At 42.6% G+C, this 24,538-nt stretch carries 30 protein-coding genes and 1 pseudogene; 27 read left to right on the top strand and 4 right to left on the bottom strand.

All coding sequences use genetic code 11. The annotated features are described in order from the left end of the window. The 9 genes from SORDD25_RS06445 to dnaJ all read left to right on the top strand — a co-directional run. On the top strand, positions 1-541 hold a 541-nt coding region (locus SORDD25_RS06445), incomplete at its 5' end, for an SHIRT domain-containing protein (protein ID WP_193750117.1). A gap of 157 nt (positions 542-698) precedes the next feature. Then, positions 699-1,019, top strand: coding sequence for a PadR family transcriptional regulator (locus SORDD25_RS06450; RefSeq protein ID WP_061853068.1), 321 nt, complete (start codon positions 699-701; stop codon positions 1,017-1,019). Then, a complete protein-coding gene (locus SORDD25_RS09520) occupies positions 1,019-1,594 on the top strand; it encodes a DUF2812 domain-containing protein (RefSeq protein ID WP_061853069.1) in 576 nt (191 codons plus the stop codon). The genes SORDD25_RS06450 and SORDD25_RS09520 overlap by 1 nt, the downstream gene beginning before the upstream one ends. Before the next feature lie 34 nt (positions 1,595-1,628). Further along, a complete protein-coding gene (locus SORDD25_RS06460) occupies positions 1,629-2,141 on the top strand; it encodes a DUF2812 domain-containing protein (protein ID WP_061853070.1) in 513 nt (170 codons plus the stop codon). A gap of 160 nt (positions 2,142-2,301) precedes the next feature. Further along, positions 2,302-3,336: a heat-inducible transcriptional repressor HrcA gene (gene hrcA, locus SORDD25_RS06465; RefSeq protein WP_061853071.1), complete on the top strand. Its 1,035-nt coding sequence runs from the start codon at positions 2,302-2,304 to the stop codon at positions 3,334-3,336. 52 nt (positions 3,337-3,388) lie between these two features. Further along, complete coding sequence (gene grpE, locus SORDD25_RS06470) at positions 3,389-3,877, top strand: nucleotide exchange factor GrpE (protein ID WP_042902035.1); 489 nt, start codon at positions 3,389-3,391, stop codon at positions 3,875-3,877. A gap of 475 nt (positions 3,878-4,352) precedes the next feature. Beyond that, positions 4,353-6,176 (top strand): molecular chaperone DnaK, encoded by a 1,824-nt coding sequence (gene dnaK / locus SORDD25_RS06475; RefSeq protein WP_000034667.1) that lies wholly within the window; start codon positions 4,353-4,355, stop codon positions 6,174-6,176. Positions 6,177-6,291: 115 nt separating this feature from the next. Then, the gene (locus tag SORDD25_RS06480; protein ID WP_061853072.1) at positions 6,292-6,924 is read left to right on the top strand and encodes a DJ-1/PfpI family protein; all 633 of its coding nucleotides are present in this window, start codon (positions 6,292-6,294) and stop codon (positions 6,922-6,924) included. Positions 6,925-7,083: 159 nt separating this feature from the next. Then, positions 7,084-8,220, top strand: coding sequence for a molecular chaperone DnaJ (gene dnaJ / locus SORDD25_RS06485; RefSeq protein WP_061853073.1), 1,137 nt, complete (start codon positions 7,084-7,086; stop codon positions 8,218-8,220). Positions 8,221-8,298: 78 nt separating this feature from the next. Here the strand turns inward: dnaJ and SORDD25_RS06490 are convergent, their stop codons facing one another. The 3 genes from SORDD25_RS06490 to SORDD25_RS06500 form a co-directional block, all read right to left on the bottom strand. After that, positions 8,299-8,958 carry a hypothetical protein gene (locus SORDD25_RS06490; RefSeq protein WP_061853074.1) on the bottom strand — a complete coding sequence of 220 codons (660 nt, stop codon included), beginning with the start codon at positions 8,956-8,958 and terminating at the stop codon, positions 8,299-8,301. Between the two features lie 63 nt (positions 8,959-9,021). Further along, positions 9,022-9,300 (bottom strand): hypothetical protein, encoded by a 279-nt coding sequence (locus SORDD25_RS06495; RefSeq protein WP_061853075.1) that lies wholly within the window; start codon positions 9,298-9,300, stop codon positions 9,022-9,024. Positions 9,301-9,309: 9 nt separating this feature from the next. Next, the gene (locus SORDD25_RS06500) at positions 9,310-9,720 is read right to left on the bottom strand and encodes an HIT family protein (RefSeq protein ID WP_061853076.1); all 411 of its coding nucleotides are present in this window, start codon (positions 9,718-9,720) and stop codon (positions 9,310-9,312) included. A 67-nt stretch (positions 9,721-9,787) separates the two neighbouring features. Here SORDD25_RS06500 and SORDD25_RS06505 point away from each other — a divergent pair, with 67 nt between their 5' ends. The 15 genes from SORDD25_RS06505 to SORDD25_RS06580 all read left to right on the top strand — a co-directional run bounded on the left by SORDD25_RS06505 (position 9,788) and on the right by SORDD25_RS06580 (position 22,148). Next, positions 9,788-10,519, top strand: a complete 732-nt coding sequence (locus tag SORDD25_RS06505) for an ABC transporter ATP-binding protein (protein ID WP_061853077.1) — start codon at positions 9,788-9,790, stop codon at positions 10,517-10,519. Continuing rightward, complete coding sequence (locus SORDD25_RS06510; RefSeq protein WP_061853078.1) at positions 10,516-11,565, top strand: ABC transporter permease; 1,050 nt, start codon at positions 10,516-10,518, stop codon at positions 11,563-11,565. Before SORDD25_RS06505 ends, SORDD25_RS06510 begins: the two co-directional genes overlap by 4 nt. 47 nt (positions 11,566-11,612) lie before the next feature. Continuing rightward, positions 11,613-12,407 carry a cell cycle regulator CcrZ gene (gene ccrZ, locus SORDD25_RS06515; RefSeq protein WP_061853079.1) on the top strand — a complete coding sequence of 265 codons (795 nt, stop codon included), beginning with the start codon at positions 11,613-11,615 and terminating at the stop codon, positions 12,405-12,407. Beyond that, complete coding sequence (gene trmB / locus SORDD25_RS06520; RefSeq protein ID WP_001266088.1) at positions 12,404-13,039, top strand: tRNA (guanosine(46)-N7)-methyltransferase TrmB; 636 nt, start codon at positions 12,404-12,406, stop codon at positions 13,037-13,039. The genes ccrZ and trmB overlap by 4 nt, the downstream gene beginning before the upstream one ends. A 126-nt stretch (positions 13,040-13,165) precedes the next feature. Then, positions 13,166-13,645, top strand: a complete 480-nt coding sequence (rimP, locus tag SORDD25_RS06525; RefSeq protein ID WP_081103669.1) for a ribosome maturation factor RimP — start codon at positions 13,166-13,168, stop codon at positions 13,643-13,645. A gap of 42 nt (positions 13,646-13,687) precedes the next feature. Further along, on the top strand, positions 13,688-14,824 hold the full coding sequence (gene nusA / locus SORDD25_RS06530) for a transcription termination factor NusA (protein ID WP_061853081.1): 1,137 nt from the start codon (positions 13,688-13,690) through the stop codon (positions 14,822-14,824). Between the two features lie 21 nt (positions 14,825-14,845). Further along, positions 14,846-15,139 carry an RNase P modulator RnpM gene (rnpM, locus tag SORDD25_RS06535; protein ID WP_000857560.1) on the top strand — a complete coding sequence of 98 codons (294 nt, stop codon included), beginning with the start codon at positions 14,846-14,848 and terminating at the stop codon, positions 15,137-15,139. Next, a complete protein-coding gene (locus SORDD25_RS06540) occupies positions 15,132-15,431 on the top strand; it encodes a YlxQ-related RNA-binding protein (protein ID WP_061853082.1) in 300 nt (99 codons plus the stop codon). The genes rnpM and SORDD25_RS06540 overlap by 8 nt, the downstream gene beginning before the upstream one ends. 16 nt (positions 15,432-15,447) lie before the next feature. After that, positions 15,448-18,234: a translation initiation factor IF-2 gene (gene infB, locus SORDD25_RS06545; RefSeq protein ID WP_061853083.1), complete on the top strand. Its 2,787-nt coding sequence runs from the start codon at positions 15,448-15,450 to the stop codon at positions 18,232-18,234. Positions 18,235-18,484: 250 nt separating this feature from the next. Then, complete coding sequence (rbfA, locus tag SORDD25_RS06550) at positions 18,485-18,835, top strand: 30S ribosome-binding factor RbfA (protein WP_001273601.1); 351 nt, start codon at positions 18,485-18,487, stop codon at positions 18,833-18,835. Positions 18,836-19,121: 286 nt separating this feature from the next. Next, on the top strand, positions 19,122-19,871 hold the full coding sequence (locus SORDD25_RS06555) for a hypothetical protein (RefSeq protein WP_241497231.1): 750 nt from the start codon (positions 19,122-19,124) through the stop codon (positions 19,869-19,871). 1 nt (position 19,872) lies between these two features. After that, positions 19,873-20,055 carry a hypothetical protein gene (locus tag SORDD25_RS06560; protein WP_000505781.1) on the top strand — a complete coding sequence of 61 codons (183 nt, stop codon included), beginning with the start codon at positions 19,873-19,875 and terminating at the stop codon, positions 20,053-20,055. A 261-nt stretch (positions 20,056-20,316) separates the two neighbouring features. Then, complete coding sequence (locus SORDD25_RS06570) at positions 20,317-20,550, top strand: DUF1858 domain-containing protein (RefSeq protein ID WP_000368739.1); 234 nt, start codon at positions 20,317-20,319, stop codon at positions 20,548-20,550. Then, positions 20,550-21,884 carry a DUF438 domain-containing protein gene (locus tag SORDD25_RS06575; RefSeq protein WP_061853084.1) on the top strand — a complete coding sequence of 445 codons (1,335 nt, stop codon included), beginning with the start codon at positions 20,550-20,552 and terminating at the stop codon, positions 21,882-21,884. Before SORDD25_RS06570 ends, SORDD25_RS06575 begins: the two co-directional genes overlap by 1 nt. 9 nt (positions 21,885-21,893) lie before the next feature. After that, positions 21,894-22,148, top strand: coding sequence for a DUF1912 family protein (locus SORDD25_RS06580; RefSeq protein WP_000119707.1), 255 nt, complete (start codon positions 21,894-21,896; stop codon positions 22,146-22,148). A gap of 42 nt (positions 22,149-22,190) precedes the next feature. Here the strand turns inward: SORDD25_RS06580 and SORDD25_RS06585 are convergent, their stop codons facing one another. Next, complete coding sequence (locus SORDD25_RS06585; RefSeq protein WP_001058555.1) at positions 22,191-22,496, bottom strand: DUF898 family protein; 306 nt, start codon at positions 22,494-22,496, stop codon at positions 22,191-22,193. Between the two features lie 217 nt (positions 22,497-22,713). Here SORDD25_RS06585 and SORDD25_RS06590 point away from each other — a divergent pair, with 217 nt between their 5' ends. The 3 genes and pseudogenes from SORDD25_RS06590 (at position 22,714) to SORDD25_RS06600 (ending at position 24,526) form a co-directional block, all read left to right on the top strand. Then, on the top strand, positions 22,714-23,109 hold the full coding sequence (locus tag SORDD25_RS06590; RefSeq protein WP_061853085.1) for a helix-hairpin-helix domain-containing protein: 396 nt from the start codon (positions 22,714-22,716) through the stop codon (positions 23,107-23,109). A gap of 280 nt (positions 23,110-23,389) precedes the next feature. Next, complete coding sequence (locus SORDD25_RS06595; protein ID WP_061853086.1) at positions 23,390-23,977, top strand: flavin reductase family protein; 588 nt, start codon at positions 23,390-23,392, stop codon at positions 23,975-23,977. Next, a pseudogene (locus SORDD25_RS06600) lies at positions 23,955-24,526 on the top strand (GNAT family N-acetyltransferase). The gene SORDD25_RS06595 and the pseudogene SORDD25_RS06600 overlap by 23 nt, the downstream one beginning before the upstream one ends. Positions 24,527-24,538 lie beyond the last annotated feature (12 nt).

Raw genomic sequence — 24,538 nt, forward strand, 5'->3', positions numbered from 1 at the left:
CCAAACAGAAGTGAAGACGTCAGAAGGCACATGGAGCTTCAACTCATATGATAAGACATCGGAAACCATCAATGGATCAGATGTTAAGTTTGTAGGAACCTGGAAATTTACAGCAAGCCCGGTTCCAACAGTGACTCATAAAGCAGTTCACGAGTTTGTTAGCGGAACGCCAGGCAAAGAACTTCCACAAGAAGTGAAAACCTTGCTTCCGGCAGACCAAACAAACTTGAAAGATGGTAGTCAAGCGACTCCGACTCAACCAAGTCAAACAGAAGTGAAGACTGCAGAAGGCACCTGGAGCTTTAAGTCCTATGACAAAGCATCAGAAACCATTAATGGAGCGGATGCCCACTTCGTCGGTACTTGGGAATTTACCCCGGCACCAATTAACAATTCTGGAAATACTAGTCAACCAGAAGAAGGAAGTAGTCAAACTAAGACCTTGTTACCAAACACGGGTTCAGCAGTATCTGGTCTTCTTTCAATCATCGGTCTTGCCTTTGCAAGCCTAGCAGCTTTTGTCCTTCGCAAGAAAGACTAAGTTACTCTTAGTAAATGAGAGATTAACTGCTTAATTCCGTAGTATAAGAAGAGAGAATGAGAAATCGTTCTCTCTTTTTCTTGCGTTTTATATCGAGCTGTGATATAGTTTATATAACGAAGTGCGATATATCGAACTGAATAGGAGGTGTGGTTAAATGGAATTAACAGATAAGATTAGGCGTGTTTACCTTCCCATGACTGAAACGGGTTTTTATATCTTGTTTTGTTTACAGAAGGAGAACCATGGATATGGTATCACTCAAAAGGTCAAGGAAATGACAGATTCGCAAGTTTCGATTAGTCCTGGAACTATGTATGGGACCTTGTCAAAGATGGAAAAGGATGGCTTGATTTTCTTTGTCCGAGAAGAGGAAAAACGGAAAATTTATCAGATAACAGATTTGGGACGCAAAGTCTTAGATATTGAATTGAAACGTATTGAGCGGCTCTACAGAAACAGTCGGGAGGAAGAATGATGGGAAAGAAGGTTATTTATAGAATTGCTACCATTGCGGATTATGATAGAGAGGCTTTATATCTTAGAAAAATGCATGCTGAGGGGTGGAAGCTCAAGGAAGTAACCTACTCCATCTTGTTGTTTGCAGTTAAGTATACCTTTGAAAAGTGCCAACCGGAGCAGGTGTCTTATCAGTTAGACTTTTATCCAATGAAAAAATCAGAGAGAGCCTCCTATTTGCAACTGTTTAAAGACTGTGGATGGGAGCATATTACAGACTTTAATGGTTTTTCCTACTTTAGAAAAGCACATTTTGAAATTGAATCGGATGCCGAGTTTGAAATTTATAATGACGCGGCCGGGAAGTTAGCTGTGGTCAAACGGATTTTAACGAGGCGGATGCTTCCTATTTTGCTTCTCTTTTTAGCTCTACTACCGGTTTTCTCAAAGTTTGTCAGTGGAGCTAGTTCTTTCAGTTGGGAATTGTTTTTGATTTTCATAATAGATTGTGTTTTATTAATTATATTTGCGATTCAGATTTCTTATATTTTTTGGAGATTGTTTCAAAAGTGGAAGGAATTATCTGATAAATGAAACAATGCCTGTTTTCTAATTTGGAGGTGAGACAATGAATAGTGAAGTACAATTTCGGATTTTTACAATAGTTGATTTGGACAAGGAAGAAGAATATTTACATGAGATGCACTTAAAAGGTTGGAGATATAGAACTAATCGTTTTGGTTTTTTCTATTTTGAACAATGCCAACCAGATGATGTCATCTATCATATCTATGATTCTAGATTTCTTAAAAAGTATAAGCATGAACTACAAGATTTTAGAAATAGCGGTTGGGAATTGATAGAAACAGGTTTTTGTTCAATTCTTCGTAAACCAACTTCTGATATACTTTCAGAGGAGAAAATATATATGCGTAATGGTCTTAGATGGGAAGTTATGCGGTCTAGACTTTGTTCCTGTATAGCCGTTTTATCAGGTGGTCTTGTTGTTTGCATGAGTTTGTATCGAGAAAACTTGTCTCAGTCTTTCTTTATTATTTTCGTTTTATACGCTTGCTTAATTTCTTATCTAATCTATGGTTATTTCAAACTAAAAAGGAAATACCAAGTAGATAAAAAGTAAGATTCTAGGTCTTTAGACTGATTTTTAGCACTCTTGACAAAAGAGTGCTAATTTTTTGAGTTTTTGTCTTGACATTCTCTTCTAAGGGTGTATAATAGAATCATGAGTTAGCACTTGTGTGTATCGAGTGCTAATCAATCTGACAGAGAGGAGTGATGAGATGGTTACAGAGCGTCAGCAGGATATTTTAAATCTGATTATTGACATCTTTACCAAAACGCACGAACCTGTCGGATCCAAGGCGCTACAAGAGTCTATCAATTCTAGTAGTGCTACCATTCGTAATGACATGGCAGCTCTAGAGAAGCAGGGTTTGCTTGAGAAGGCTCATACCTCAAGCGGTCGGATGCCAAGTGTTGCGGGATTTCAGTACTATGTGAAACACTCGCTTGCTTTTGATAGACTGGCTGAAAATGAGGTATACGAGGTTGTCAAAGCCTTTGATCAGGAATTCTTCAAACTGGAGGATATTCTGCAAGAGGCTGCTAATCTACTGACAGACCTGAGCGGCTGTACGGTAGTAGCACTGGATGTTGAGCCGAGCAGGCAACGGTTGACAGCCTTTGATATCGTTGTTTTGGGACAACATACAGCCTTGGCAGTATTTACCCTAGACGAGTCCCGAACGGTTACCAGTCAATTTCTGATTCCAAGGAACTTCTTGCAGGAAGATTTAAATCGCCTCAAGACCTTGATTCAAGAACGTTTCCTCGGTCACACCGTTCTAGATATTCACTACAAAATTCGGACGGAGATTCCGCAGATTATCCAGCGTTACTTTACAACAACAGACAATGTCATGGATCTCTTTGAACACATTTTTAAAGAAATGTTCAACGAAAACATTGTGGTATCGGGAAAAGTCAATCTCTTGAATTTTGCCAATCTGGCAGCCTATCAGTTCTTTGATCAGCCACAAAAGGTAGCCTTGGAGATTCGTGAGGGTCTGCATGAAGATCATATGCAAAATGTCCGTGTTGCGGACAGCCAAGAGTCCTGTCTAGCTAACTTGGCGGTGATTAGCAGTAAATTTCTCATTCCTTATCGGGGTTTTGGAATTCTAGCGATTATCGGTCCGGTCAATCTGGATTACCAGCAATTGGTCAACCAAGTCAATGTAGTCAACCGCGTATTGACCATGAAGTTGACAGATTTTTATCGCTACCTCAGCAGTAATCATTACGAAGTAAATTAAGATTGAAATCATTAAAGGAGGCGAAAATGGCCCAAGATAAAAAAACGAAGAAATGAAAGAAGAGGAAGTTGTGGAAACAACTGAAGAAACAACTCCTGAGAAGTCTGAGTTGGACTTGGCAAATGAACGCGCGGATGAGTTTGAAAATAAATACCTTCGCGCTCATGCAGAAATGCAAAATATTCAACGTCGAGCCAATGAAGAACGTCAAAACTTGCAACGTTATCGTAGCCAAGACTTGGCAAAAGCAATTTTACCGTCGCTTGACAACTTAGAACGTGCACTAGCAGTTGAAGGTTTGACTGACGATGTCAAAAAAGGATTGGAGATGGTGCAAGAGAGTTTGATTCACGCTTTGAAAGAAGAAGGAATCGAAGAAATCGCAGCTGACGGCGAATTTGACCATAACTATCATATGGCCATCCAAACTCTCCCAGCAGATGATGAACATCCAGCAGATACCATCGCCCAAGTCTTTCAAAAAGGCTACAAACTCCATGACCGCATCTTACGCCCAGCCATGGTGGTGGTTTATAACTAAGATACAAAGCCCGTAAAAAGCTCACAGTAAAAATAGGAGATTGACGAAGTGTTCGATGAACACAAGAAAATCTATCTTTTTTACCCAGAGCTTAGGGCATGTTCGATTCGGCAATTCTGACGGTAGCTAAGGCAACTCGTCAGAAAACGGCAATCGCTATGGCGTTTGCCTAGCCTCCTTACTAACTCGTAGTCGAAATAATATCGATTTCGACTCCTCGTGTCGTAACATAATAGGAAACTTGTCCAAAATGACAATAAACTATGAAGAAAGATAAAAAATTATTCAGCTTTGCAATAGTGAGCGAAGCGAACCATTGGCGATACTCTTCGCCGTGGCGTTATTTGCGCAAACTTTGAGACTTTAGGCTCAAAGTTTAGTCAAAGAGATTGATAAAGTCAAGCTCTGACGGCGCCGCCACTTAAGAAGAGTATCAAAAAGAAAATAGAAAATTAACTAACAAGGAGAAAAACACATGTCTAAAATTATCGGTATTGACTTAGGTACAACAAACTCAGCAGTTGCAGTTCTTGAAGGAACTGAAAGCAAAATCATCGCAAACCCAGAAGGAAACCGCACAACTCCATCTGTAGTATCATTCAAAAACGGCGAAATCATCGTTGGTGATGCTGCGAAACGTCAAGCAGTCACAAACCCAGATACAGTCATCTCTATCAAATCTAAGATGGGAACTTCTGAAAAAGTTTCTGCTAACGGCAAAGAATACACTCCACAAGAAATCTCAGCTATGATTCTTCAATACTTGAAAGGTTATGCTGAAGACTACCTTGGTGAAAAAGTAACCAAAGCAGTTATCACAGTTCCAGCTTACTTCAACGACGCTCAACGTCAAGCAACAAAAGACGCTGGTAAAATCGCTGGTCTTGAAGTAGAACGTATTGTCAACGAACCAACTGCAGCAGCCCTTGCTTACGGTTTGGACAAGACTGATAAAGAAGAAAAAATCTTGGTATTTGACCTTGGTGGTGGTACATTCGACGTCTCTATCCTTGAATTGGGTGACGGTGTCTTCGACGTATTGTCAACTGCAGGGGACAACAAACTTGGTGGTGACGACTTTGACCAAAAAATCATTGACCACTTGGTAGCAGAATTCAAGAAAGAAAACGGTATTGACTTGTCTACTGACAAGATGGCAATGCAACGTTTGAAAGATGCAGCTGAAAAAGCGAAGAAAGACCTTTCTGGTGTAACTTCAACACAAATCAGCTTGCCATTTATTACTGCTGGTGAGGCTGGACCTCTTCACTTGGAAATGACTTTGACTCGTGCTAAATTTGACGATTTGACTCGTGACCTTGTAGAACGTACAAAAGTTCCAGTTCGTCAAGCCCTTTCAGATGCAGGTTTGAGCTTGTCAGAAATCGACGAAGTTATCCTTGTTGGTGGTTCAACTCGTATCCCAGCCGTTGTCGAAGCTGTTAAGGCTGAAACTGGTAAAGAACCAAACAAATCAGTTAACCCTGACGAAGTAGTTGCTATGGGTGCTGCCATCCAAGGTGGTGTGATTACTGGTGATGTCAAAGACGTTGTCCTTCTTGACGTAACACCATTGTCACTTGGTATCGAAACAATGGGTGGCGTCTTCACAAAACTTATCGATCGCAACACTACTATTCCAACATCTAAATCACAAGTCTTCTCAACAGCGGCAGACAACCAACCAGCAGTTGATATTCATGTTCTTCAAGGTGAACGCCCAATGGCAGCAGATAACAAGACTCTTGGACGTTTCCAATTGACAGATATCCCAGCTGCACCTCGTGGAATTCCTCAAATCGAAGTAACTTTCGACATCGACAAGAACGGTATCGTATCTGTTAAAGCCAAAGACCTTGGAACTCAAAAAGAACAAACTATTGTTATCCAATCTAACTCAGGTTTGACTGATGAAGAAATCGACCGCATGATGAAAGATGCAGAAGCAAACGCTGAAGCAGATAAGAAACGTAAAGAAGAAGTAGACCTTCGTAACGAAGTAGACCAAGCAATCTTTGCGACTGAAAAGACAATCAAGGAAACTGAAGGAAAAGGCTTCGATGCAGAACGTGATGCTGCCCAAGCTGCCCTTGATGACCTTAAGAAAGCGCAAGAAGACAACAACTTGGACGAAATGAAAGCAAAACTTGAAGCATTGAATGAAAAAGCTCAAGGACTTGCTGTTAAACTCTACGAACAAGCCGCAGCAGCCCAACAAGCTCAAGCAGGAGCAGAAGGCGCACAAGCAACAGGAAACGCAGGCGATGACGTCGTAGACGGAGAGTTTACGGAGAAATAAAATAGTCCAGTGGACTATTTTATCCCGAGCTTGAAAATCAGGCGGATAGATATAAGAAGAAATCCAGAGGTTGCAACCCAGCCTCTGTTTTTCGGTAAAATAGAGGATGTTGCGTATGAAAAAAGTACTTTGTATCATTTATCCTAATTTTTCTCTTTATGAGATAACCGCTTTAACAAGTACTTTAGCTCTGTCTTTTGACATCACGATTGATTATGTCGCTTCAGATTATTCGATAGTTATATCTGAGGATGGCTTACCTTGTCAACCTACAAAAATATTGGATCAAATCTGTATAGAAGAGTATTCTTGTATCATTTTACCAGGAATGGTAAATATAGGGGCTGCTCTACAGGATGAAAAATTAAATTCTTTTTTGAGAGAACTCGGTGAGCAGGATATCTTAATTGCAGCAATTTCTTCTGCGCCCATTTTGTTAGCGAAAGCTGGCTTGTTGAATGACACGAAATTTACTGGTGGGATTTGGCAAAACTTCTTTGACTATTTTGAATTTCTTCCACGTGAGAATTTCCAATCTAAATTGGTTGTGCAAGATAAAAATATCATTACGGCTATTGGATTTGCATATCAAGAGTTTGCAAGAAAAGTGATACTTGGTCTAGGTTTGGCAGAAAATACTGACAACTATTTTAAAGAACAGAACGAATATTCAGAAGAGGACTTAATTTTTACTCTGTCGGACAAAGAGTTTGATGAAGTGAAACAGAGTATAGAAAATGCCCTCTAAATATTTACTTATAAATTATAGAAAGGAATAAGGGTGTTCGAGTAACTGAACACGGGCTACGGACTGTGCCAAAAAGATAGTTTTTTCTAGGACGCAAGCGTCTGTCGTTAAAACTCCTATTTTGGCTGTGTCCGTTTGACGCCCTTTGTATCTTGAATTATGAACAATACTGAATTTTATGATCGTCTGGGGGTGTCAAAAAACGCTTCGGCAGACGAGATCAAAAAGGCTTATCGTAAGCTTTCAAAAAAATACCACCCAGATATCAATAAGGAGCCTGGTGCTGAGGAAAAGTACAAGGAAGTTCAAGAAGCCTATGAGACTTTGAGTGACGACCAAAAACGTGCAGCCTACGACCGATATGGTGCTGCAGGTGCCAACGGTGGCTTTGGTGGTGCTGGCGGTTTTGGTGGTTTTGACGGAGCAGGTGGCTTCGGTGGTTTTGAAGATATCTTCTCAAGTTTTTTCGGGGGGGGCGGAGCTTCACGCAATCCAAACGCTCCTCGTCAAGGGGATGACCTCCAGTATCGTGTGAACTTGACCTTTGAAGAAGCTATCTTCGGAACAGAAAAGGAAGTTAAGTACAACCGTGAAGCAAGCTGTCATACATGTAATGGATCTGGTGCTAAGCCAGGGACAAGTCCAGTCACTTGTGGACGCTGTCATGGCGCTGGTGTTATTAACGTTGATACGCAGACTCCTCTTGGTATGATGCGCCGTCAAGTAACCTGTGATGTCTGTCACGGTCGCGGAAAAGAAATCAAAGATCCATGTACAACTTGTCATGGAACAGGTCATGAAAAACAAGCTCATAGCGTACATGTGAAGATTCCTGCTGGTGTGGAAACAGGCCAACAAATCCGCCTCGCTGGTCAAGGTGAAGCAGGCTTTAACGGTGGGCCTTACGGAGACTTGTATGTAGTGGTTTCAGTAGAAGCCAGCGATAAGTTTGAACGTGAAGGAACAACTATTTTCTACAAGTTGAATCTTAATATTGTCCAAGCTACTCTTGGAGATACTGTGGAAATTCCAACCGTGCATGGAGATGTTGAATTGGTTATCCCAGAAGGAACTCAGACTGGCAAGAAATTCCGTCTACGTGGCAAGGGAGCACCGAGCCTTCGTGGCGGCGCCGTTGGTGACCAATACGTTACTGTCAATGTCGTGACTCCGACAGGTTTGAACGACCGTCAAAAAGCAGCGCTTAAAGAATTCGCAGCTGCAGGTGACTTGAAAGTCAATCCAAAGAAAAAAGGCTTCTTTGACCATATAAAAGATGCCTTCGAAGGAGAATAAAGTAAAAAGAGCCGATTGGCTCTTTTTTGTATAATTTTGGGAAATTTAGTATCGAAAAATCATTCTCCAATTAGTCTACTATTTATACTTTTGAGTGAGCAAGCCAGCAGTATCCATCTCCTGAATGAGTTGCTTGAATTCCTCTTCCTTTCCAGGCTTAACGGTGACGGTATCAATGTGGTTGATCGCCGAATCATCCTGAATATCTACCAAGGTCAAGGCTTTTTCATAGAATGCGATTCCCTTTTTGAGACTTGCCTGATTCTTCCAAGCTAGAATTGTGTAAGAAGAGTTTGATTTCTTTCCTTTTTCTTGGAAATACTTCTCGCCCTCCTCCCCTAAAAATTGTATTAAACCACGATTGAATAAGTTGTCTCCTACTTTGTAATAGGAAATATCTCTTGTCTGGAGGACATAGACTTTCAGTCGGTTTTTGGTGAGTTTTGGACTTTCCTTTAGGACGGGGTGGCTATTGACAACTTCTTCTGAGAAAGTAACATAAAAATTTAATCCTCCACCTTCGTATTGATAATGTCCATCTGATTCGACTTTCTCAGGAGGGAGGTCAAGGGAGATAAAGATTTGTTTTAAGGTTTCATTCCCATTTCGGATGTCACTCGGTGAGGCCTTGAAAAGATTCATCACTAGTAGAAATGCTAGGGCTGCAAGCAGGCAGAGACAGCCGCAAATAATCGCGATGACCTTCGCTAGAACTTTTAAAGACTGTTTCATTTTCATTCCCTCCCTTTTCTGTTCGAATTTAGTAACTCAAAATGGATTTAAGGAAAGTTGGAGGCTTTCTTATTCTTGGTTTTCTTCTTGGAGGACCGCCATTCTAGTCTGGAAATCTTTTTCCAAGACTTTGAACTTGTAGGTCAAATCTTTTTGGTATTCCTTGATAAGGGCTTTTTGTTGGTCGATGATTTGTAGGCTGTTTTGGATGATATCCAAATCATCCTTGATAGCTTGGACGCGGTCAGTTGTATCTAGCACTTCATCCTGAATGGCTTGGCGATTTTTCACGACAAAATAACTTCCAGCTGCAGCTCCTGCAAATAGCAATAGATTGGATAGTTTCATGGCATCTCCTTAAGCGTTTTTAATGGTTTCAGCGACTTGGGCAAGTTTGTCAAAGTCAGGTTCGTGGGCGATAAAGTCAATCTTAAGGTCATCTTCTGCACCGTAGCGAGGAACGAGGTGAACGTGGGTATGAAAGACCGTTTGACCAGCAACTTCCTCACAGTTGGCGATGATGTTCATTCCGGCAGCCTTGGTAGCCTTCATGACTTTTTGAGCCACTGTTGGCACCTGGGCAAAGAGTTGGTTGGCACTTGCGGCGTCCATCTCCAAAAGATTGCGATAGTGTTCTTTTGGTACGACCAAGGTGTGTCCAGGTGTTATTTGAGAGATATCAAGAAAGGCAAGAACCTGCTCATCTTCGTATACTTTGGAAGCAGGAATCTCCCCTGCGATAATCTTACAAAAAATGCAATCTGACATAAAATCCACCTCTACTGTATTGAATTTTGATATAATATAGCTACATTATACCAGATTCGGAGAAAATATGTTAGAAATTAAAAACCTGACAGGTGGCTATGTTCACGTCCCTGTCTTGAAAGATGTGTCCTTTACAGTTGAAAGTGGGCAGTTAGTCGGTTTGATTGGTCTCAACGGTGCTGGAAAATCAACGACTATCAATGAGATAATCGGTCTTTTGACGCCTTACAGTGGGGAAATCAAGATTAATGGTTTAACCCTGCGAGAAGATGCGACCAGCTACCGCAAGCAGATTGGCTACATCCCAGAGACGCCTAGCTTGTATGAAGAACTGACCCTCAGGGAGCATATCGAGACGGTTGCCATGGCTTATGGTATTGAGCAAAATATAGCTTTTGAGCGAGTAGAACCTTTGTTAAAGATGTTTCGTCTGGATCAAAAATTAGACTGGTTTCCTGTTCATTTCTCCAAAGGGATGAAGCAGAAGGTCATGATTATCTGTGCTTTTGTCGTAGATCCGAGTCTTTTCATCGTTGATGAGCCTTTCCTTGGGCTCGATCCGCTGGCCATTTCTGACTTGATTCAGCTTTTGGATGTGGAAAAGCAAAAAGGCAAGTCCATCCTCATGAGTACCCACGTGCTGGACTCGGCGGAAAAGATGTGTGACGCCTTTGTTATTCTCCACAAGGGAGAGGTGCGGGCTCAGGGGAACCTCCAGCAACTCCGCGAGGCTTTTGATATGCCCGAGGCTAGCTTGAATGATATTTACTTGGCTCTGACCAAAGAGGGGGACCTATGAAAGACTTGTTTTTAAGGAGAAAGCAGGCTTTTCGTAAGGAGTGTGTCGGTTATCTGCGTTATGTTCTCAATGACCACTTTGTCTTGTTCCTGCTAGTTCTCATCGGTTTTCTAGCCTACCAGTATAGTCAACTCTTGCAAAATTTTCCTGAAAATCATTGGCCCATCCTCTTGTTTTTGGGAATTGTATCTGCCTTGCTTTTGGCTTGGGGAGGAATCGCGACCTACATGGAAGGACCTGACAAGCTCTTTCTCTTAGTCAGTGAAGAGGAGGTAAAGTCCTACCTCAAAGGACAGTCGTCGCGTTCATTTGTTTTCTGGACAATTGTTCAAACCCTCTTTTTACTCTTGTTTGCACCCTTGTTTTTAGCCATGGGCTATGGCTTGCCAGTCTTTCTCGTTTATGTGCTTTTATTAGGAGCTGGGAAATACCTGGTCTTTCGCCAAAAAGCCAGCAAATTTTTCACTGAAACTGGACTGGATTGGGACTATGTCATTGCCCAAGAAAGCAAGCGCAAGCAAGTCTTGCTTCGTTTCTTTGCTCTCTTTACTCAGGTCAAGGGCGTTTCAAATAGTATCAAGCGTCGGGCTTATCTGGATTTCATCCTAAAGGCAGTTCAAAAGGTGCCTGGGAAAATCTGGCAAAACCTCTATCTTCGTTCATATCTGCGAAATGGAGACCTCTTTGCCCTCAGTCTCCGCCTCTTGCTCCTATCCTTGTTAGCTGTGATCTTCATCGAGCAATCTTGGATTGCGACGGCAGTAGTTGTCCTGTTTAATTATCTTATGCTCTTCCAGTTGTTGGCTCTCTATCGTGCTTTTGACTACCAGTACTTGACCCAGCTCTTTCCTTTAGAAAAGGGTGAAAAAGAGAAGGGCTTGAAACAGATTGTGCTCGGTGTTGGAAGTGTCGTTCTTTTGTTGGAATTACTAGTCGGAGCAGTAGTTTTTCAAGAAAAAATAGCCTTGTTGGCTCTTGTAGGAGCAAGTCTTGTCCTACAATTGTTTTATTTACCTTACCAAGTGAAAAGATTGGTTGACGAATAGACAAAAAACTAGTAGAATAGTAAGGAAACTTTATACGGAGGAAAGAAATGGACTTGGGTGATAATGAGCTAACGCTGACCCCGATACCAGGGAAGAGCGGCAAGGCTTATATGGGAAGCTACCCTGATGGGAAGCGCGTCTTTGTAAAAATGAACACCTCTCCAATCCTACCTGGCCTAGCCAGAGAACAAATCGCTCCTCAATTACTATGGACTCGTCGTTTAGCGGATGGTCGTGATATGTGTGCCCAAGAATGGTTGACTGGCAAAATCTTGACTCCCTACGATATGAATCGCAAACAAATCATTACAATCTTGAACCGTCTCCACCGCTCGCGTCCCTTGATGAAGCAGTTGAGTCGTTTGGGATATACCATGGAAAAACCGGTTGATTTATTGCGTTCTTGGCAACAAGAAGTACCAGAAATCTTGCAACAGAATCACTACTTGAATAGTGTGATTGCTGAACTAGGTAAGACGGTTCCAGGCTTTAGGGAAGATTATGCAACGATTGTGCATGGAGACCTTCGCCATAGTAATTGGATTGAGACAGAGAGTGGGCTTGTTTATCTAGTGGATTGGGATTCGGTTCGTCTGACGGATCGTATGTTTGATGTGGCGCATTTGCTATGCCACTACATTCCAGATCATCAGTGGCGTCAATGGTTGAGAGACTACGGCTATAAGTACAATCAGACAGTGTTAGATAAATTGTATTGGTATGGTCAGTATTCTTATTTGAACCAGATTGCCAAATACTGTGAAAATCAAGATTTAGACAATGTAAACCGGGAGATTTACGCTTTGCGCGTCTTCCGTGACAAGTATGGAAAGAAGAGATGAGAGTTAGAAATCGTAAAGGGGCGACAGAATTACTAGAGGCAAATCCTCAGTATGTTGTCCTCAATCCCTTAGAGGCTAAAGGGAAATGGCGAGACTTGTTTGGAAATGATCATCCTATTCATGTTGAGGTTGGAAGTGGAAAAGGAGCCTTCGTATCAGGAATGGCCAAACAAAACCCTGACATCAATTATATCGGGATTGATATCCAAAAGTCGGTGTTAAGTTATGCCTTGGATAAGGTATTAGAAGTTGGAGTGCCTAATATCAAGTTGTTGTGGGTAGATGGTTCGGATTTGACGGACTACTTTGAAGACGGTGAGATTGATCGTCTCTACCTAAACTTTTCAGATCCCTGGCCTAAAAAACGCCATGAAAAACGTCGTTTGACTTACAAGAGTTTCCTGGATACCTTCAAGCGCATCTTGCCTGAGAATGGGGAAATCCATTTCAAGACAGACAATCGTGGCTTGTTTGAGTACAGTCTAGTGAGCTTTTCTCAGTATGGGATGAAACTCAATGGTGTTTGGCTGGACTTGCATGCCAGTGATTTTGAAGGCAATGTCATGACAGAGTATGAGCAAAAATTCTCAAGCAAGGGTCAAGTGATCTACCGAGTTGAAGCAGAATTTTAAGAAATAGCTTGAAAACCAGCTGTTTGAGTGCTAATGCTTTACATAAATTGACAAACGTGCTATACTGATAGTAAGAATATGAGAAAGAGAGGCGGGGAAATATCTTCGCCTCTTGCTTATGAGGAGGTGGACATAATCGCAACAATCGTAGAATTAGTCAGAGAAGTTGTAGAACCTGTCATCCAAGCGCCTTTCGAGCTCGTGGATATCGAGTATGGAAAGATTGGCAGTGACATGATTCTCAGTATTTTTGTAGACAAACCCGAAGGAATTACCTTGAACGACACGGCAGACCTGACAGAAATTATCAGTCCTGTCCTAGACACCATCAAGCCCGATCCCTTCCCAGAACAATATTTCCTAGAAATTACCAGTCCAGGCTTGGAACGTCCTTTGAAAACCAAGGATGCCGTTGCTGGAGCAGTTGGAAAATACATCCATGTCGGGCTCTATCAAGCTATCGATAAGCAAAAAGTCTTTGAAGGAACCTTGCTGTCCTTTGAAGAGGATGAGTTGACTATGGAGTATATGGACAAAACACGTAAGAAAACCGTCCAAATTCCATACAGTTTAGTATCAAAAGCACGTTTAGCAGTAAAACTATAGAAAAGAAAGGATAGCTTTTGAGGATTCAAAAGTAAAAAGAACATGAGTAAAGAAATGCTAGAGGCCTTCCGCATTTTGGAAGAAGACAAGGGAATCAAAAAAGAGGACATCATCGACGCAGTAGTAGAGTCGCTTCGTTCCGCTTATCGTAGACGCTATGGTCAATCAGACAGCGTAGCCATCGACTTCAATGAAAAAACAGGAGACTTTACAGTTTATACTGTCCGTGAAGTTGTTGATGAAGTATTTGATAGCCGTTTGGAAATTAGCTTGAAGGATGCCCTAGCCATTAATTCAGCCTATGAGCTTGGTGACAAGATTAAGTTTGAAGAAGCACCAGCTGAGTTTGGTCGTGTAGCAGCACAATCTGCTAAACAAACCATTATGGAAAAAATGCGCAAGCAAACACGTGCCATCACTTATAATACTTACAAAGAACATGAACAAGAAATCATGTCTGGTACTGTAGAACGCTTTGACAACCGTTTTATCTATGTCAACCTTGGCAGCATCGAAGCCCAATTGTCAAAACAAGACCAAATCCCTGGAGAAGTTTTTGCTTCTCACAACCGTATCGAAGTTTACGTTTACAAGGTTGAAGACAACCCTCGTGGTGTGAATGTCTTTGTCAGTCGTAGCCATCCAGAGATGATTAAGCGTTTGATGGAGCAAGAAATTCCAGAAGTTTATGACGGAACTGTTGAAATCATGAGTGTGGCCCGTGAAGCAGGTGACCGTACCAAGGTTGCTGTTCGTAGCCACAATCCAAACGTGGACGCTATCGGGACAATCGTTGGTCGTGGTGGTGCCAATATCAAGAAGATCACTAGCAAGTTCCACCCAGCTCGCTACGACGCTAAGAGCGATCGTATGATTCCTGTCGAAGAAAACATCGACGTTATCGAGTGGGTAGCGGATCCAGCTGAGTTTATCTACAATGCCATCGCACCTGCAGAGGTTGACCAAGTTATCTTTGATGAAAACGACAGCAAGCGTGTCTTGGTCGTTGTACCTGATAACAAGCTTTCTCTTGCCATCGGTCGTCGTGGACAAAACGTTCGCTTGGCAGCTCACTTGACGGGTTACCGTATTGATATCAAGTCTGCTAGTGAGTTTGAAGCCATGGAAGAAGCGGGTCAAGTTGATTACGCAGTTGCGGATGAATTGATCGAAGAATAAAAGCTGCTAGAGGAGGGAAAGATGAAAACAAGAAAAATCCCTTTGCGCAAGTCTGTTGTATCCAACGAAGTGATTGATAAGCGTGATTTGCTCCGCATTGTCAAGAACAAAGAAGGACAGGTCTTTATCGATCCGACAGGCAAGGCCAATGGCCGTGGCGCTTATATCAAGCTAGACAATGCCGAAGCCCTAGAGGCAAAAAAGAAGAAAGTCTTTAACCGCAGCTTTAACATGGAAGTGGAAGAAAGCTTTTATGACGAGTTGATCGCTTATGTGGATCACAAAGTGAAAAGAAGAGAGTTAGGACTTGAATAAGCAAAAGATAAGTAATCTCTTGGGACTTGCTCAACGAGCAGGCCGGATCATATCGGGTGAGGAATTGGTGGTCAAGGCTATCCAAGACCAGAAAGCCAAGCTAGTCTTTCTAGCTCATGATGCTGGTCCCAATCTAACCAAGAAGATTAACGACAAAAGTGACTATTATCAAGTAGAAGTTATAACCGTGTTTTCAACACTGGAATTAAGCATAGCAGTCGGAAAATCGAGAAAAGTTTTGGCTGTGACAGATGCTGGATTTACAAAGAAAATGAGGTCTCTTATGGAATAGAAGAGGAGGACATGATTTGTCTAAGAAAAGATTGTACGAAATCGCAAAAGAACTTGGAAAAGAAAGTAAAGAAGTTGTAGCGCGTGCAAAAGAGTTGGGCTTGGATGTGAAAAGCCACTCATCGAGCGTGGAAGCTGCTGCTGCTGAACAAATCGCAGCTAGCTTTAAACCTGCACCTGCTCCTAAGGCAGAAGCAAAACCTGCAGCACCAAAAGTAAGTGTAGAAAAGAAAGCAGAAAAGTCTGTATCAGCTAAACCAGTAGCCGCTAAGGAAGAAAGCAAATCAGCTACACCTGCAGCTCCTAAGGAAGAAAAAGTAGTGGCCGCAAGACCACAGAGTCGAAACTTCAAGGCGGAGCGTGAGGCGCGTGCCAAAGAGCAGGCAGAGCGACGCAAACAAAACAAGGGCAACAACCGTGACCAACAACAAAACGGTAACCGTCAGAAAAATGACGGCCGTAATGGTGGAAAACCTGGTCAAGGAAACCGCGACAATCGCCGATTTAACGACCAAGGGAAAAAACCACAAGGTCAGGGAAACCGTGGCAATAATCGCCGTCAGCAACAAGACTTCCAGCCAAAACAAGCTGGACCACGTGTTGACTTTAAAGCCCGTGCAGCAGCCCTAAAAGCAGAGCAAAATGCAGAGTACGCACGCTCAAGCGAGGAGCGCTTCAAACAATCGCAAGCTGCCAAAGAAGCCTTGGCTCAAGCTAATAAACGCAAGGAGCCAGAGGAAATCTTTGAAGAAGCTGCTAAGCTAGCTGAACAAACGCAGCCAGTCGTAACAGTAGCTCCTGTAGCGAAAGAAGCACCAGTGGATACACGTCGTAAAAAACAAGCTCGACCAGACAAAGAACGTGATGATTATGATCACGAAGAAGATGGTCCTAGAAAACAACAAAAGAATCGAAGTAGTCAGAATCAAGTGAGAAATCAAAGAAATAGTAACTGGAATAACAATAAGAAGAACAAAAAAGGCAATAACAAGAACAATCGCAACCAGACTCCAAAACCTGTTACAGAGCGCAAGTTCCATGAATTGCCAACAGAATTCGAATATACAGATGGTATGACTGTTGCGGAAATCGCAAAACGTATCAAACGTGAACCAGCTGAAATCGTTAAGAAACTCTTTATGATGGGGATTATGGCCACACAAAACCAATCCTTGGATGGAGAAACCATTGAACTCCTTATGGTAGATTACGGTATCGAAGCCAAACAAAAGGTTGAAGTGGACAATGCGGATATCGAGCGTTTCTTTGTCGAAGATGGCTATCTTAATGAAGATGAATTGGTTGAGCGTCCACCTGTTGTAACCATCATGGGACACGTTGACCATGGTAAAACAACTCTCTTGGATACCCTTCGTAACTCTCGCGTTGCGACAGGTGAAGCAGGTGGTATCACTCAGCATATCGGTGCCTACCAAATCGTTGAAAATGGCAAGAAGATTACCTTCCTTGATACACCTGGACACGCGGCCTTTACCTCTATGCGTGCGCGTGGTGCATCTGTTACCGATATTACCATCTTGGTTGTAGCGGCGGATGATGGGGTTATGCCTCAGACTATCGAAGCCATCAACCACTCAAAAGCGGCCAACGTTCCAATTATCGTGGCTATCAACAAGATTGATAAACCAGGTGCCAACCCAGAACGCGTTATCGGTGAATTGGCAGAGCATGGTGTTATGTCAACAGCTTGGGGTGGAGATTCTGAATTTGTTGAAATCTCAGCAAAATTCAACCAAAATATCGATGAACTCTTGGAAACAGTTCTTCTTGTAGCTGAAATCCAAGAACTCAAGGCAGACCCAACAGTTCGTGCGATCGGTACCGTTATCGAGGCTCGCTTGGATAAAGGAAAAGGTGCGGTTGCAACCCTTCTTGTTCAACAAGGTACCTTGAATGTCCAAGACCCAATCGTTGTCGGAAATACCTTCGGTCGTGTGCGTGCTATGACCAATGACCTTGGCCGTCGTGTTAAGGTTGCAGGTCCGTCAACACCAGTTTCTATCACAGGTTTGAACGAAGCGCCAATGGCGGGTGACCATTTTGCTGTTTACGAAGATGAAAAATCTGCGCGTGCAGCAGGTGAGGAACGTGCAAAACGTGCCCTCATGAAACAACGCCAAGCTACCCAACGTGTCAGCCTTGAAAACCTCTTTGATACGCTTAAAGCTGGTGAACTTAAGTCTGTTAACGTCATCATCAAGGCCGACGTACAAGGTTCAGTTGAAGCCCTTTCTGCCTCCCTTCAAAAAATTGATGTGGAAGGTGTGAAAGTTACCATTGTCCACTCAGCAGTCGGTGCCATCAACGAATCAGACGTGACCCTTGCGGAAGCTTCAAATGCCTTTATCGTTGGTTTCAACGTACGCCCTACACCACAAGCTCGTCAACAAGCAGAAGCTGATGATGTAGAAATCCGTCTCCACAGTATTATCTACAAGGTTATCGAAGAGATGGAAGAAGCCATGAAAGGGATGCTTGACCCAGAATTTGAAGAAAAAGTTATTGGTGAAGCAGTTATCCGTGAAACCTTTAAGGTATCTAAAGTCGGAACTATCGGTGGATTCATGGTTATCAACGGTAAGGTTACCCGTGACTCGAAAGTTCGTGTTATCCGTGATGGTGTCGTTATCTATGATGGCGAACTCGCAAGCTTGAAACACTACAAAGACGACGTCAAAGAAGTTACAAACGGTCGTGAAGGTGGATTGATGATTGATGGCTACAATGATATCAAGATGGATGATGTGATTGAGGCATATGTCATGGAAGAAATCAAACGTTAAGATTTTTGCTCCTTTCTTAGGTGGTGAGGGACGCAAGCAAACCGATGGTTTCATTGCTTATTTTTGAGCCTAGGGTCTCAAAAATCCCCTGTGATGGGACTGATAAATCAGTTCCATCACTTTCACCACAGCGAAAGAAGCGGATGAGTTCAAATTGCACTTCGTTTCAATTTGAACTGAAAAACAATAAATTTAAAAATAGCTAGGTCTGCTGGCCTAGCTTTTGGTTCAAAGTAGAGAAAGGAATATCATGGCAAATCATTTCCGTACGGATCGTGTGGGCATGGAAATCAAGCGTGAAGTCAATGAGATTTTGCAAAAGAAGGTCCGTGATCCGCGTGTCCAAGGTGTGACCATTACAGATGTTCAGATGCTGGGGGATTTGTCTGTTGCCAAGGTTTACTACACCATTTTGAGTAACCTTGCTTCAGATAATCAAAAAGCTCAAATCGGGCTTGAAAAAGCAACTGGTACCATCAAACGTGAACTTGGTCGCAATTTGAAATTGTACAAAATCCCAGATTTGACCTTCGTCAAAGACGAATCCATTGAATATGGAAACAAGATTGACGAAATGCTACGCAATCTGGATAAGAACTAATACTCTTCGAAAATCAAATTCAAACCATGTCAGCGTCGCCTTGCCGTACTCAAGTACAGCCTGCGGCTAGCTTCCTAGTTTGCTCTTTGATTTTCATTGAGTATAAAAAAGAGGGGATAACCCTCTTTTTTCTTGTCAGAGTAGTCCATCTGCTACTCATCAATATGTTGCCCTTGTAAAAGGCAGTTTAAAAAATTTGTAAATTTCAAATAGTATGATATGATAAAGTCTGATATGAATGAAAATGGAGATACAAATGGCTAAACAAGATATAGCTATGTAAGTATTGCAACAAGTGGTAAAACTTCCCGTAGTCAAAGTTGATCGAGAGAAATTTTTGGTGGAAAAGTTTTCCAAGGAATTAGACCGCAAGGATATTGCAACCTTATTAGAACAAGGGCCGACTTCTTTGTTACCTCAGGAAAGTTTGGACCGAGTGGCAAAGGCCTGTATTAAGGACAATGTATTGCTGATCAGCGGCACTTCGGTATTGGCAGGTCTACCTGGAGGTCTTGCCATGGCGATCACCATTCCAACAGATGTAGCCCAGTTTTACGCTTTCTCATTAAAACTAGCTCAGGAACTAGGGTATATTTACGGATTTGATGATCTCTGGGCATCGCGCAATGAGTTAAGCGAGGAAGCTAAAAACACACTCCTACTGTACCTCGGTGTGATGCTGGGAGTAAATGGTGCAGGTGCCCTGCTTCGATCAGGCGGAGTGACAGTAGCCAAACAAGTCATAAAAGTAGTGAATAAGAAAGCTTTGACAAAGACGCTCTGGTATCCTATTTTAGAGAAAATTTTGAAAATTTTTGGTGTCAATCTGACAAAAGGAGGCCTAGCCAAAGGAATGGGGAGAGTGATTCCTATCCTAGGCGGAGTCATTTCTGGTGGCTTAACCTTTGCGACCATGAAGCCGATGGGAGAAAGATTGCAACAGGAATTGTCCAAACTAGTCAACTACAATGAAGTGCAATATCAAAAAGACGTTGATATTATCCGAAAAGAAGTCGAAATCATCGAAGGAGAGTAATATGGGCTTCATTAAAATTCTAGCCAAGACTTACGGGAATTACTTTTTTGTGATGCAAAGCGTCAAAGTTCTGAAGAACATGAAAAAAGATGACAATGCTCTAGTAGGTTTCGGGAAAGTACTCCTTGCTGACAAGCTGATGGATGTAGCCCAGTGGCTCGCAAAACCAGATGATAAGGAATAACTTGAAATGAAAGAAACTAGCAGGAACTCCACTGCTAGTTTTTTAATCTCTTCCCATATGGTATAATATAAGCAGTAAAATCATTTTATACTCTTCGAAAATCAAATTCAAACCACGTCAGCTTCACCTTGCCGTAGGTATGGTTACTGACTTCGTCAGTTCTATCCACAACCTCAAAACACTGTTTTGAGCAGCCTGCGGCTAGCTTCCTAGTTTGCTCTTTGATTTTCATTGAGTATTAGAACATACATGGAGGTCGTCATGGACAATATCATCGATGTGTCAATACCCGTTGCAGAAGTGGTGGACAAGCATCCAGAAGTCTTGGAAATTCTAGTGGAGCTAGGTTTTAAACCACTAGCCAATCCCTTGATGCGCAATACCGTCGGTCGCAAGGTATCGCTTAAACAGGGTTCGAAGCTCGAAGGAACACCTATGGACAAGATTGTCCGCACACTGGAAGCGAATGGTTACGAAGTGATTGGATTAGACTAATGGCAGATGAACGGATTCATATCCTACGGGATATTTTGTTAGAATTGCACAATGGCGCCTCTCCTGAGTCAGTTCAGGAGCGTTTTGATGCGACCTTTACAGGTGTGTCAGCCATCGAGATTTCCCTCATGGAGCACGAGCTGATGAACTCAGACTCAGGTGTCACTTTTGAAGATGTCATGGAGCTCTGTGATGTCCATGCTAATCTTTTTAAAAATGCTGTTAAGGGTGTTGAAGTAGAGGATACCGAGCATCCTGGCCACCCAGTTCGCGTCTTCAAGGATGAAAATCTGGCCCTCCGTGCTGCCTTGATTCGCATTCGGAGATTGTTGGATACCTATGAGTCTATGGAAGACGAGGAAATGCTGGCAGAGATGCGCAAGGGTTTGGTCCGTCAAATGGGACTTTTGGGGCAATTTGACATTCACTATCAGCGCAAGGAAGAGCTCTTTTTCCCCATCATGGAGCGCTATGGTCACGATTCACCTCCAAAAGTTATGTGGGGAGTGGATGATCAGATCAGAGAACTCTTTCAGACAGCTCTAGCGACGGCTAAGGCACTACCAGAAGTGTCGATTAACACTGTAAAAGAAGATTTCGAAGCTTTTGCGACAGAGTTTGAAAGTATGATTTTCAAGGAAGAGTCCATCCTTCTCATGATTCTCCTCGAGTCTTTCACCCAGGATGACTGGATTCAGATTGCGGAGGAGAGCGATGCCTACGGCTATGCCATCATCCGTCCGTCAGAGAAATGGGTGCCTGAGCGACAGAGCTTTGTTGAGGGAAAGAGTGCAGAGGAGCCAGTACAACTAGATACGGCTGAAGGTCAAGTTCAGCAAGTCATCGATACACCAGAAGGTCAGTTCACCATTACCTTTACCCCTAGGGAAAAGGAAGCAGTGCTGGACCGTCATAGTCAACAGGCTTTTGGCAATGGCTATCTCTCCGTCGAGCAGGCTAACCTCATCCTCAATCACCTCCCTATGGAGATCACCTTTGTCAATAAAGACGATATTTTCCAGTATTACAATGACAATGCGCCGGCTGATGAGATGATTTTTAAACGGACGCCGTCCCAAGTCGGGCGCAATGTAGAACTCTGCCATCCGCCCAAGTACCTAGACAAGGTGAAGGCCGTTATGAAAGGTCTTCGTGAAGGGGTCAAGGACAAGTATGAGATGTGGTTCAAGTCAGAGTCGCGAGGCAAGTTTGTCCACATCACCTATGCTGCGGTACACGATGAAAACGGGGAATTCCAAGGCGTGCTAGAGTATGTTCAGGATATCCAGCCCTACCGAGAGATTGATACGGACTATTTCCGTGGATTAGAATAAGGAGAATCAATGAGTTACGAACAGGAATTTATGAAGGAATTTGAGGCCTGGGTTAATACCCAGATCATGATCAACGACATGGCGCACAAGGAAAGTCAAAAAGTCTACGAAGAAGACCAAGACGAGCGTGCCAAAGATGCCATGATTCGCTACGAGAGCCGTTTGGATGCCTACCAGTTCTTGCTTGGTAAGTTTGAAAACTTCAAGGCAGGCAAGGGATTTCATGATTTGCCAGAAGGATTGTTTGGCGAGAGAAACTACTAATCGTTACAAATCAAAAAGTGCGTATGAACGCACTTTTTTTGTTTATACGTGATGTGTGTGTTTTGTGATCCATTGTTCCATTTTGATATGCAACCAGAATGAATAGATGCCCAAAGTGATGATGGTGAGCAAGAACCACTTGATCCAGTTCCCGAATAATTGAGAACCTGTTCCGTCAAAATAAAGGCGACGTCCATCGATGACAGTGTGCTTAACCTTCCAGTTTTGCATCATACAAACTGCCCATGGTGTAGCGATTCCAACAGTAAATCCCATGATAAGCATGGCTAGGATAGCATGTCCAACGTAGCTCAAAAGACCACCGTCAAAGTAACTTTCGTTATTCATATTGTTCTCCTTATCAGCTTTTTACATGAATCAGTCTTGCACATTACTGCATATTTTATCAAGAAGTCGAATCATTGTCAAATCAGATCGAAAGGAAAAACGGCTAGATTTTTAAGGGTAATCTTGTTTCCTTTCTTGATTTTTTCCCAAAATCTTGATAGAATATCTGTATTAAATCCTTGTCAGAGCAGGGATTTTTTATTGAAAGGATTTTATCATGTCAAAGAAACTCCAACGTAAAAAACAATTGCGAAATAGCCTTCGTCGTTCAGGTGCATTTTCAAGTACTGTGACCAAGGTTGTAGAAGAAACAAAAAAAATTGTGAAACATGCAGAAAAATCTGCTAGCGAAGCAGGAAAAGTTGTCTCTAAAAAAGTGGAACAAACAGTAGAAGCAACTAAAGAGCAAGCTCAAAAGGTTACAAGCTCTGTAGAGGAATTCGCAGCCAACCTAGGTGGACTTTCAGTCGACCGTGCCAAAACTTTCTACGATGAAGGAATCAAGTCGGCTGCTGACTTCAAAAACTGGACAGAAAAAGAACTCCTTGCCTTGAAAGGAATTGGCCCAGCTACTATTAAGAAATTAAAAGAACACGGAATCAGCTTCAAGTAATCTTTCTTGATCCTTGCTTTTCCGAGAAAAACTTGCTACAATAGAGCCATTAGAGGTGTTTTGAATCCCACATTTTACAGAAAGTGGCGGTGCTGAGAAGTCCACAAATGTGTCAAAACTGGTTGCTAATGACTGAAAATGAAATAAAAATGTCTTTTTGTTTTAAAGACAAGAGTTGCGGGCTCTGCCCGAAATTGGGTGGTACCGCGGATAAGCACATTCGTCCCTGTCATGTAGATGGCAGGGCTTTTCTTTTGCGTCTTAGTCAAAGGAGGTTTTCATGAAGCAATCCTTTAAAACCAGTAAGCTCTACTATGGTTTTCCTATCTTTATTTTAGGGTATCAGGATCAGAACTTTGGTCACAATATTACGACCTGTAGCTCCTCTTATAGTCTGGGAGACTGGTTGGTCATCGGTGTTGGGGCTGAGGAAAATGCGGCTGACCAGATTAAGCATTATCAACAGTTCACCGTCAATATCCCTGATGAAAACTTTATGCTTGAGATGGAGCAGGCTGGTTTTATCAGCCATCGTGAGAAATTGAAACACCTGGGACTAGACTGTGAGATTTCTGAACAGACTCAGGCCCCGATTTTAAAGGCCTGTCCAGTCGTATTGGATTGCCAGGTAGATAGGATTATCGAGGAAGATGGCATCTGCCATATCTTTGCCAAGATTCTTGGGCGACTTGCTGATTCTGATTTGTTAGATGACAAGGGCCATTTTAAAAATGACTGTTTTGCGCCAACTTACTTTATGGGAGACGGTCACCAGCGCGTTTATCGTTATTTAGATGATCGTGTCGATCCTATGGGGAGTTTCATCAAGAAAGCGAGGAAGAAGGATGACAGGAGCAACATTACCTGAACGAATCGAAACGGAACGACTTATCCTACGGGTCCGTACAGTGGCTGATGCCGAGGATATTCATGCCTACGCTAGTCTCCCAGAGGTCGCTTATCCAGCAGCATTTCACCCCGTTAAAACCTTGGGAGATGAGATTTATTACCTAGAGCATATCCTTCCCGAGCGCAATCAAAAGGAAAATCTCCCAGCGGGCTATGGAATTGTCGTTAAAGGAACCGATAAGGTCATCGGCTCTGTTGATTTCCCTCGTCGTCACGAGGATGATGTCTTGGAGATTGGCTATATCTTACATCCAGACTATTGGGGCCGAGGCTATGTGCCCGAAGCTATGTGCCCGAAGCGGCACGTACCTTGATTGACCTAGGCTTTAAAGAACTGGGTCTTCACAAGATTGAGCTGACTTGTTTTGGCTACAATGTCCAAAGTCAACGAGTCGCAGAGAAACTTGGCTTTACCTTAGAAGCTCGCATAAGAGACCGCAAAGATGCCCAAGGCAATCGCTGTGACAGTCTGATATATGGATTGCTGAGGAGTGAGTGGGAAATTTAGTAATGAAAAGAG

Source organism: Streptococcus oralis, from assembly GCF_001579525.1.
Classification (GTDB): Bacteria; Bacillota; Bacilli; order Lactobacillales; family Streptococcaceae; genus Streptococcus; species Streptococcus oralis_M.

Coding starts and splice junctions, on each gene's coding strand:
- SORDD25_RS06450 (WP_061853068.1), top strand. CDS start 699: ATGGAATTAACAGATAAGATTAGGCGTGTTTACCTTCCCATGACTGAA.
- SORDD25_RS09520 (WP_061853069.1), top strand. CDS start 1,019: ATGGGAAAGAAGGTTATTTATAGAATTGCTACCATTGCGGATTATGAT.
- SORDD25_RS06460 (WP_061853070.1), top strand. CDS start 1,629: ATGAATAGTGAAGTACAATTTCGGATTTTTACAATAGTTGATTTGGAC.
- hrcA (WP_061853071.1), top strand. CDS start 2,302: ATGGTTACAGAGCGTCAGCAGGATATTTTAAATCTGATTATTGACATC.
- grpE (WP_042902035.1), top strand. CDS start 3,389: ATGAAAGAAGAGGAAGTTGTGGAAACAACTGAAGAAACAACTCCTGAG.
- dnaK (WP_000034667.1), top strand. CDS start 4,353: ATGTCTAAAATTATCGGTATTGACTTAGGTACAACAAACTCAGCAGTT.
- SORDD25_RS06480 (WP_061853072.1), top strand. CDS start 6,292: ATGAAAAAAGTACTTTGTATCATTTATCCTAATTTTTCTCTTTATGAG.
- dnaJ (WP_061853073.1), top strand. CDS start 7,084: ATGAACAATACTGAATTTTATGATCGTCTGGGGGTGTCAAAAAACGCT.
- SORDD25_RS06490 (WP_061853074.1), bottom strand. CDS start 8,958: ATGAAAATGAAACAGTCTTTAAAAGTTCTAGCGAAGGTCATCGCGATT.
- SORDD25_RS06495 (WP_061853075.1), bottom strand. CDS start 9,300: ATGAAACTATCCAATCTATTGCTATTTGCAGGAGCTGCAGCTGGAAGT.
- SORDD25_RS06500 (WP_061853076.1), bottom strand. CDS start 9,720: ATGTCAGATTGCATTTTTTGTAAGATTATCGCAGGGGAGATTCCTGCT.
- SORDD25_RS06505 (WP_061853077.1), top strand. CDS start 9,788: ATGTTAGAAATTAAAAACCTGACAGGTGGCTATGTTCACGTCCCTGTC.
- SORDD25_RS06510 (WP_061853078.1), top strand. CDS start 10,516: ATGAAAGACTTGTTTTTAAGGAGAAAGCAGGCTTTTCGTAAGGAGTGT.
- ccrZ (WP_061853079.1), top strand. CDS start 11,613: ATGGACTTGGGTGATAATGAGCTAACGCTGACCCCGATACCAGGGAAG.
- trmB (WP_001266088.1), top strand. CDS start 12,404: ATGAGAGTTAGAAATCGTAAAGGGGCGACAGAATTACTAGAGGCAAAT.
- nusA (WP_061853081.1), top strand. CDS start 13,688: ATGAGTAAAGAAATGCTAGAGGCCTTCCGCATTTTGGAAGAAGACAAG.
- rnpM (WP_000857560.1), top strand. CDS start 14,846: ATGAAAACAAGAAAAATCCCTTTGCGCAAGTCTGTTGTATCCAACGAA.
- rbfA (WP_001273601.1), top strand. CDS start 18,485: ATGGCAAATCATTTCCGTACGGATCGTGTGGGCATGGAAATCAAGCGT.
- SORDD25_RS06560 (WP_000505781.1), top strand. CDS start 19,873: ATGGGCTTCATTAAAATTCTAGCCAAGACTTACGGGAATTACTTTTTT.
- SORDD25_RS06570 (WP_000368739.1), top strand. CDS start 20,317: ATGGACAATATCATCGATGTGTCAATACCCGTTGCAGAAGTGGTGGAC.
- SORDD25_RS06575 (WP_061853084.1), top strand. CDS start 20,550: ATGGCAGATGAACGGATTCATATCCTACGGGATATTTTGTTAGAATTG.
- SORDD25_RS06580 (WP_000119707.1), top strand. CDS start 21,894: ATGAGTTACGAACAGGAATTTATGAAGGAATTTGAGGCCTGGGTTAAT.
- SORDD25_RS06585 (WP_001058555.1), bottom strand. CDS start 22,496: ATGAATAACGAAAGTTACTTTGACGGTGGTCTTTTGAGCTACGTTGGA.
- SORDD25_RS06590 (WP_061853085.1), top strand. CDS start 22,714: ATGTCAAAGAAACTCCAACGTAAAAAACAATTGCGAAATAGCCTTCGT.
- SORDD25_RS06595 (WP_061853086.1), top strand. CDS start 23,390: ATGAAGCAATCCTTTAAAACCAGTAAGCTCTACTATGGTTTTCCTATC.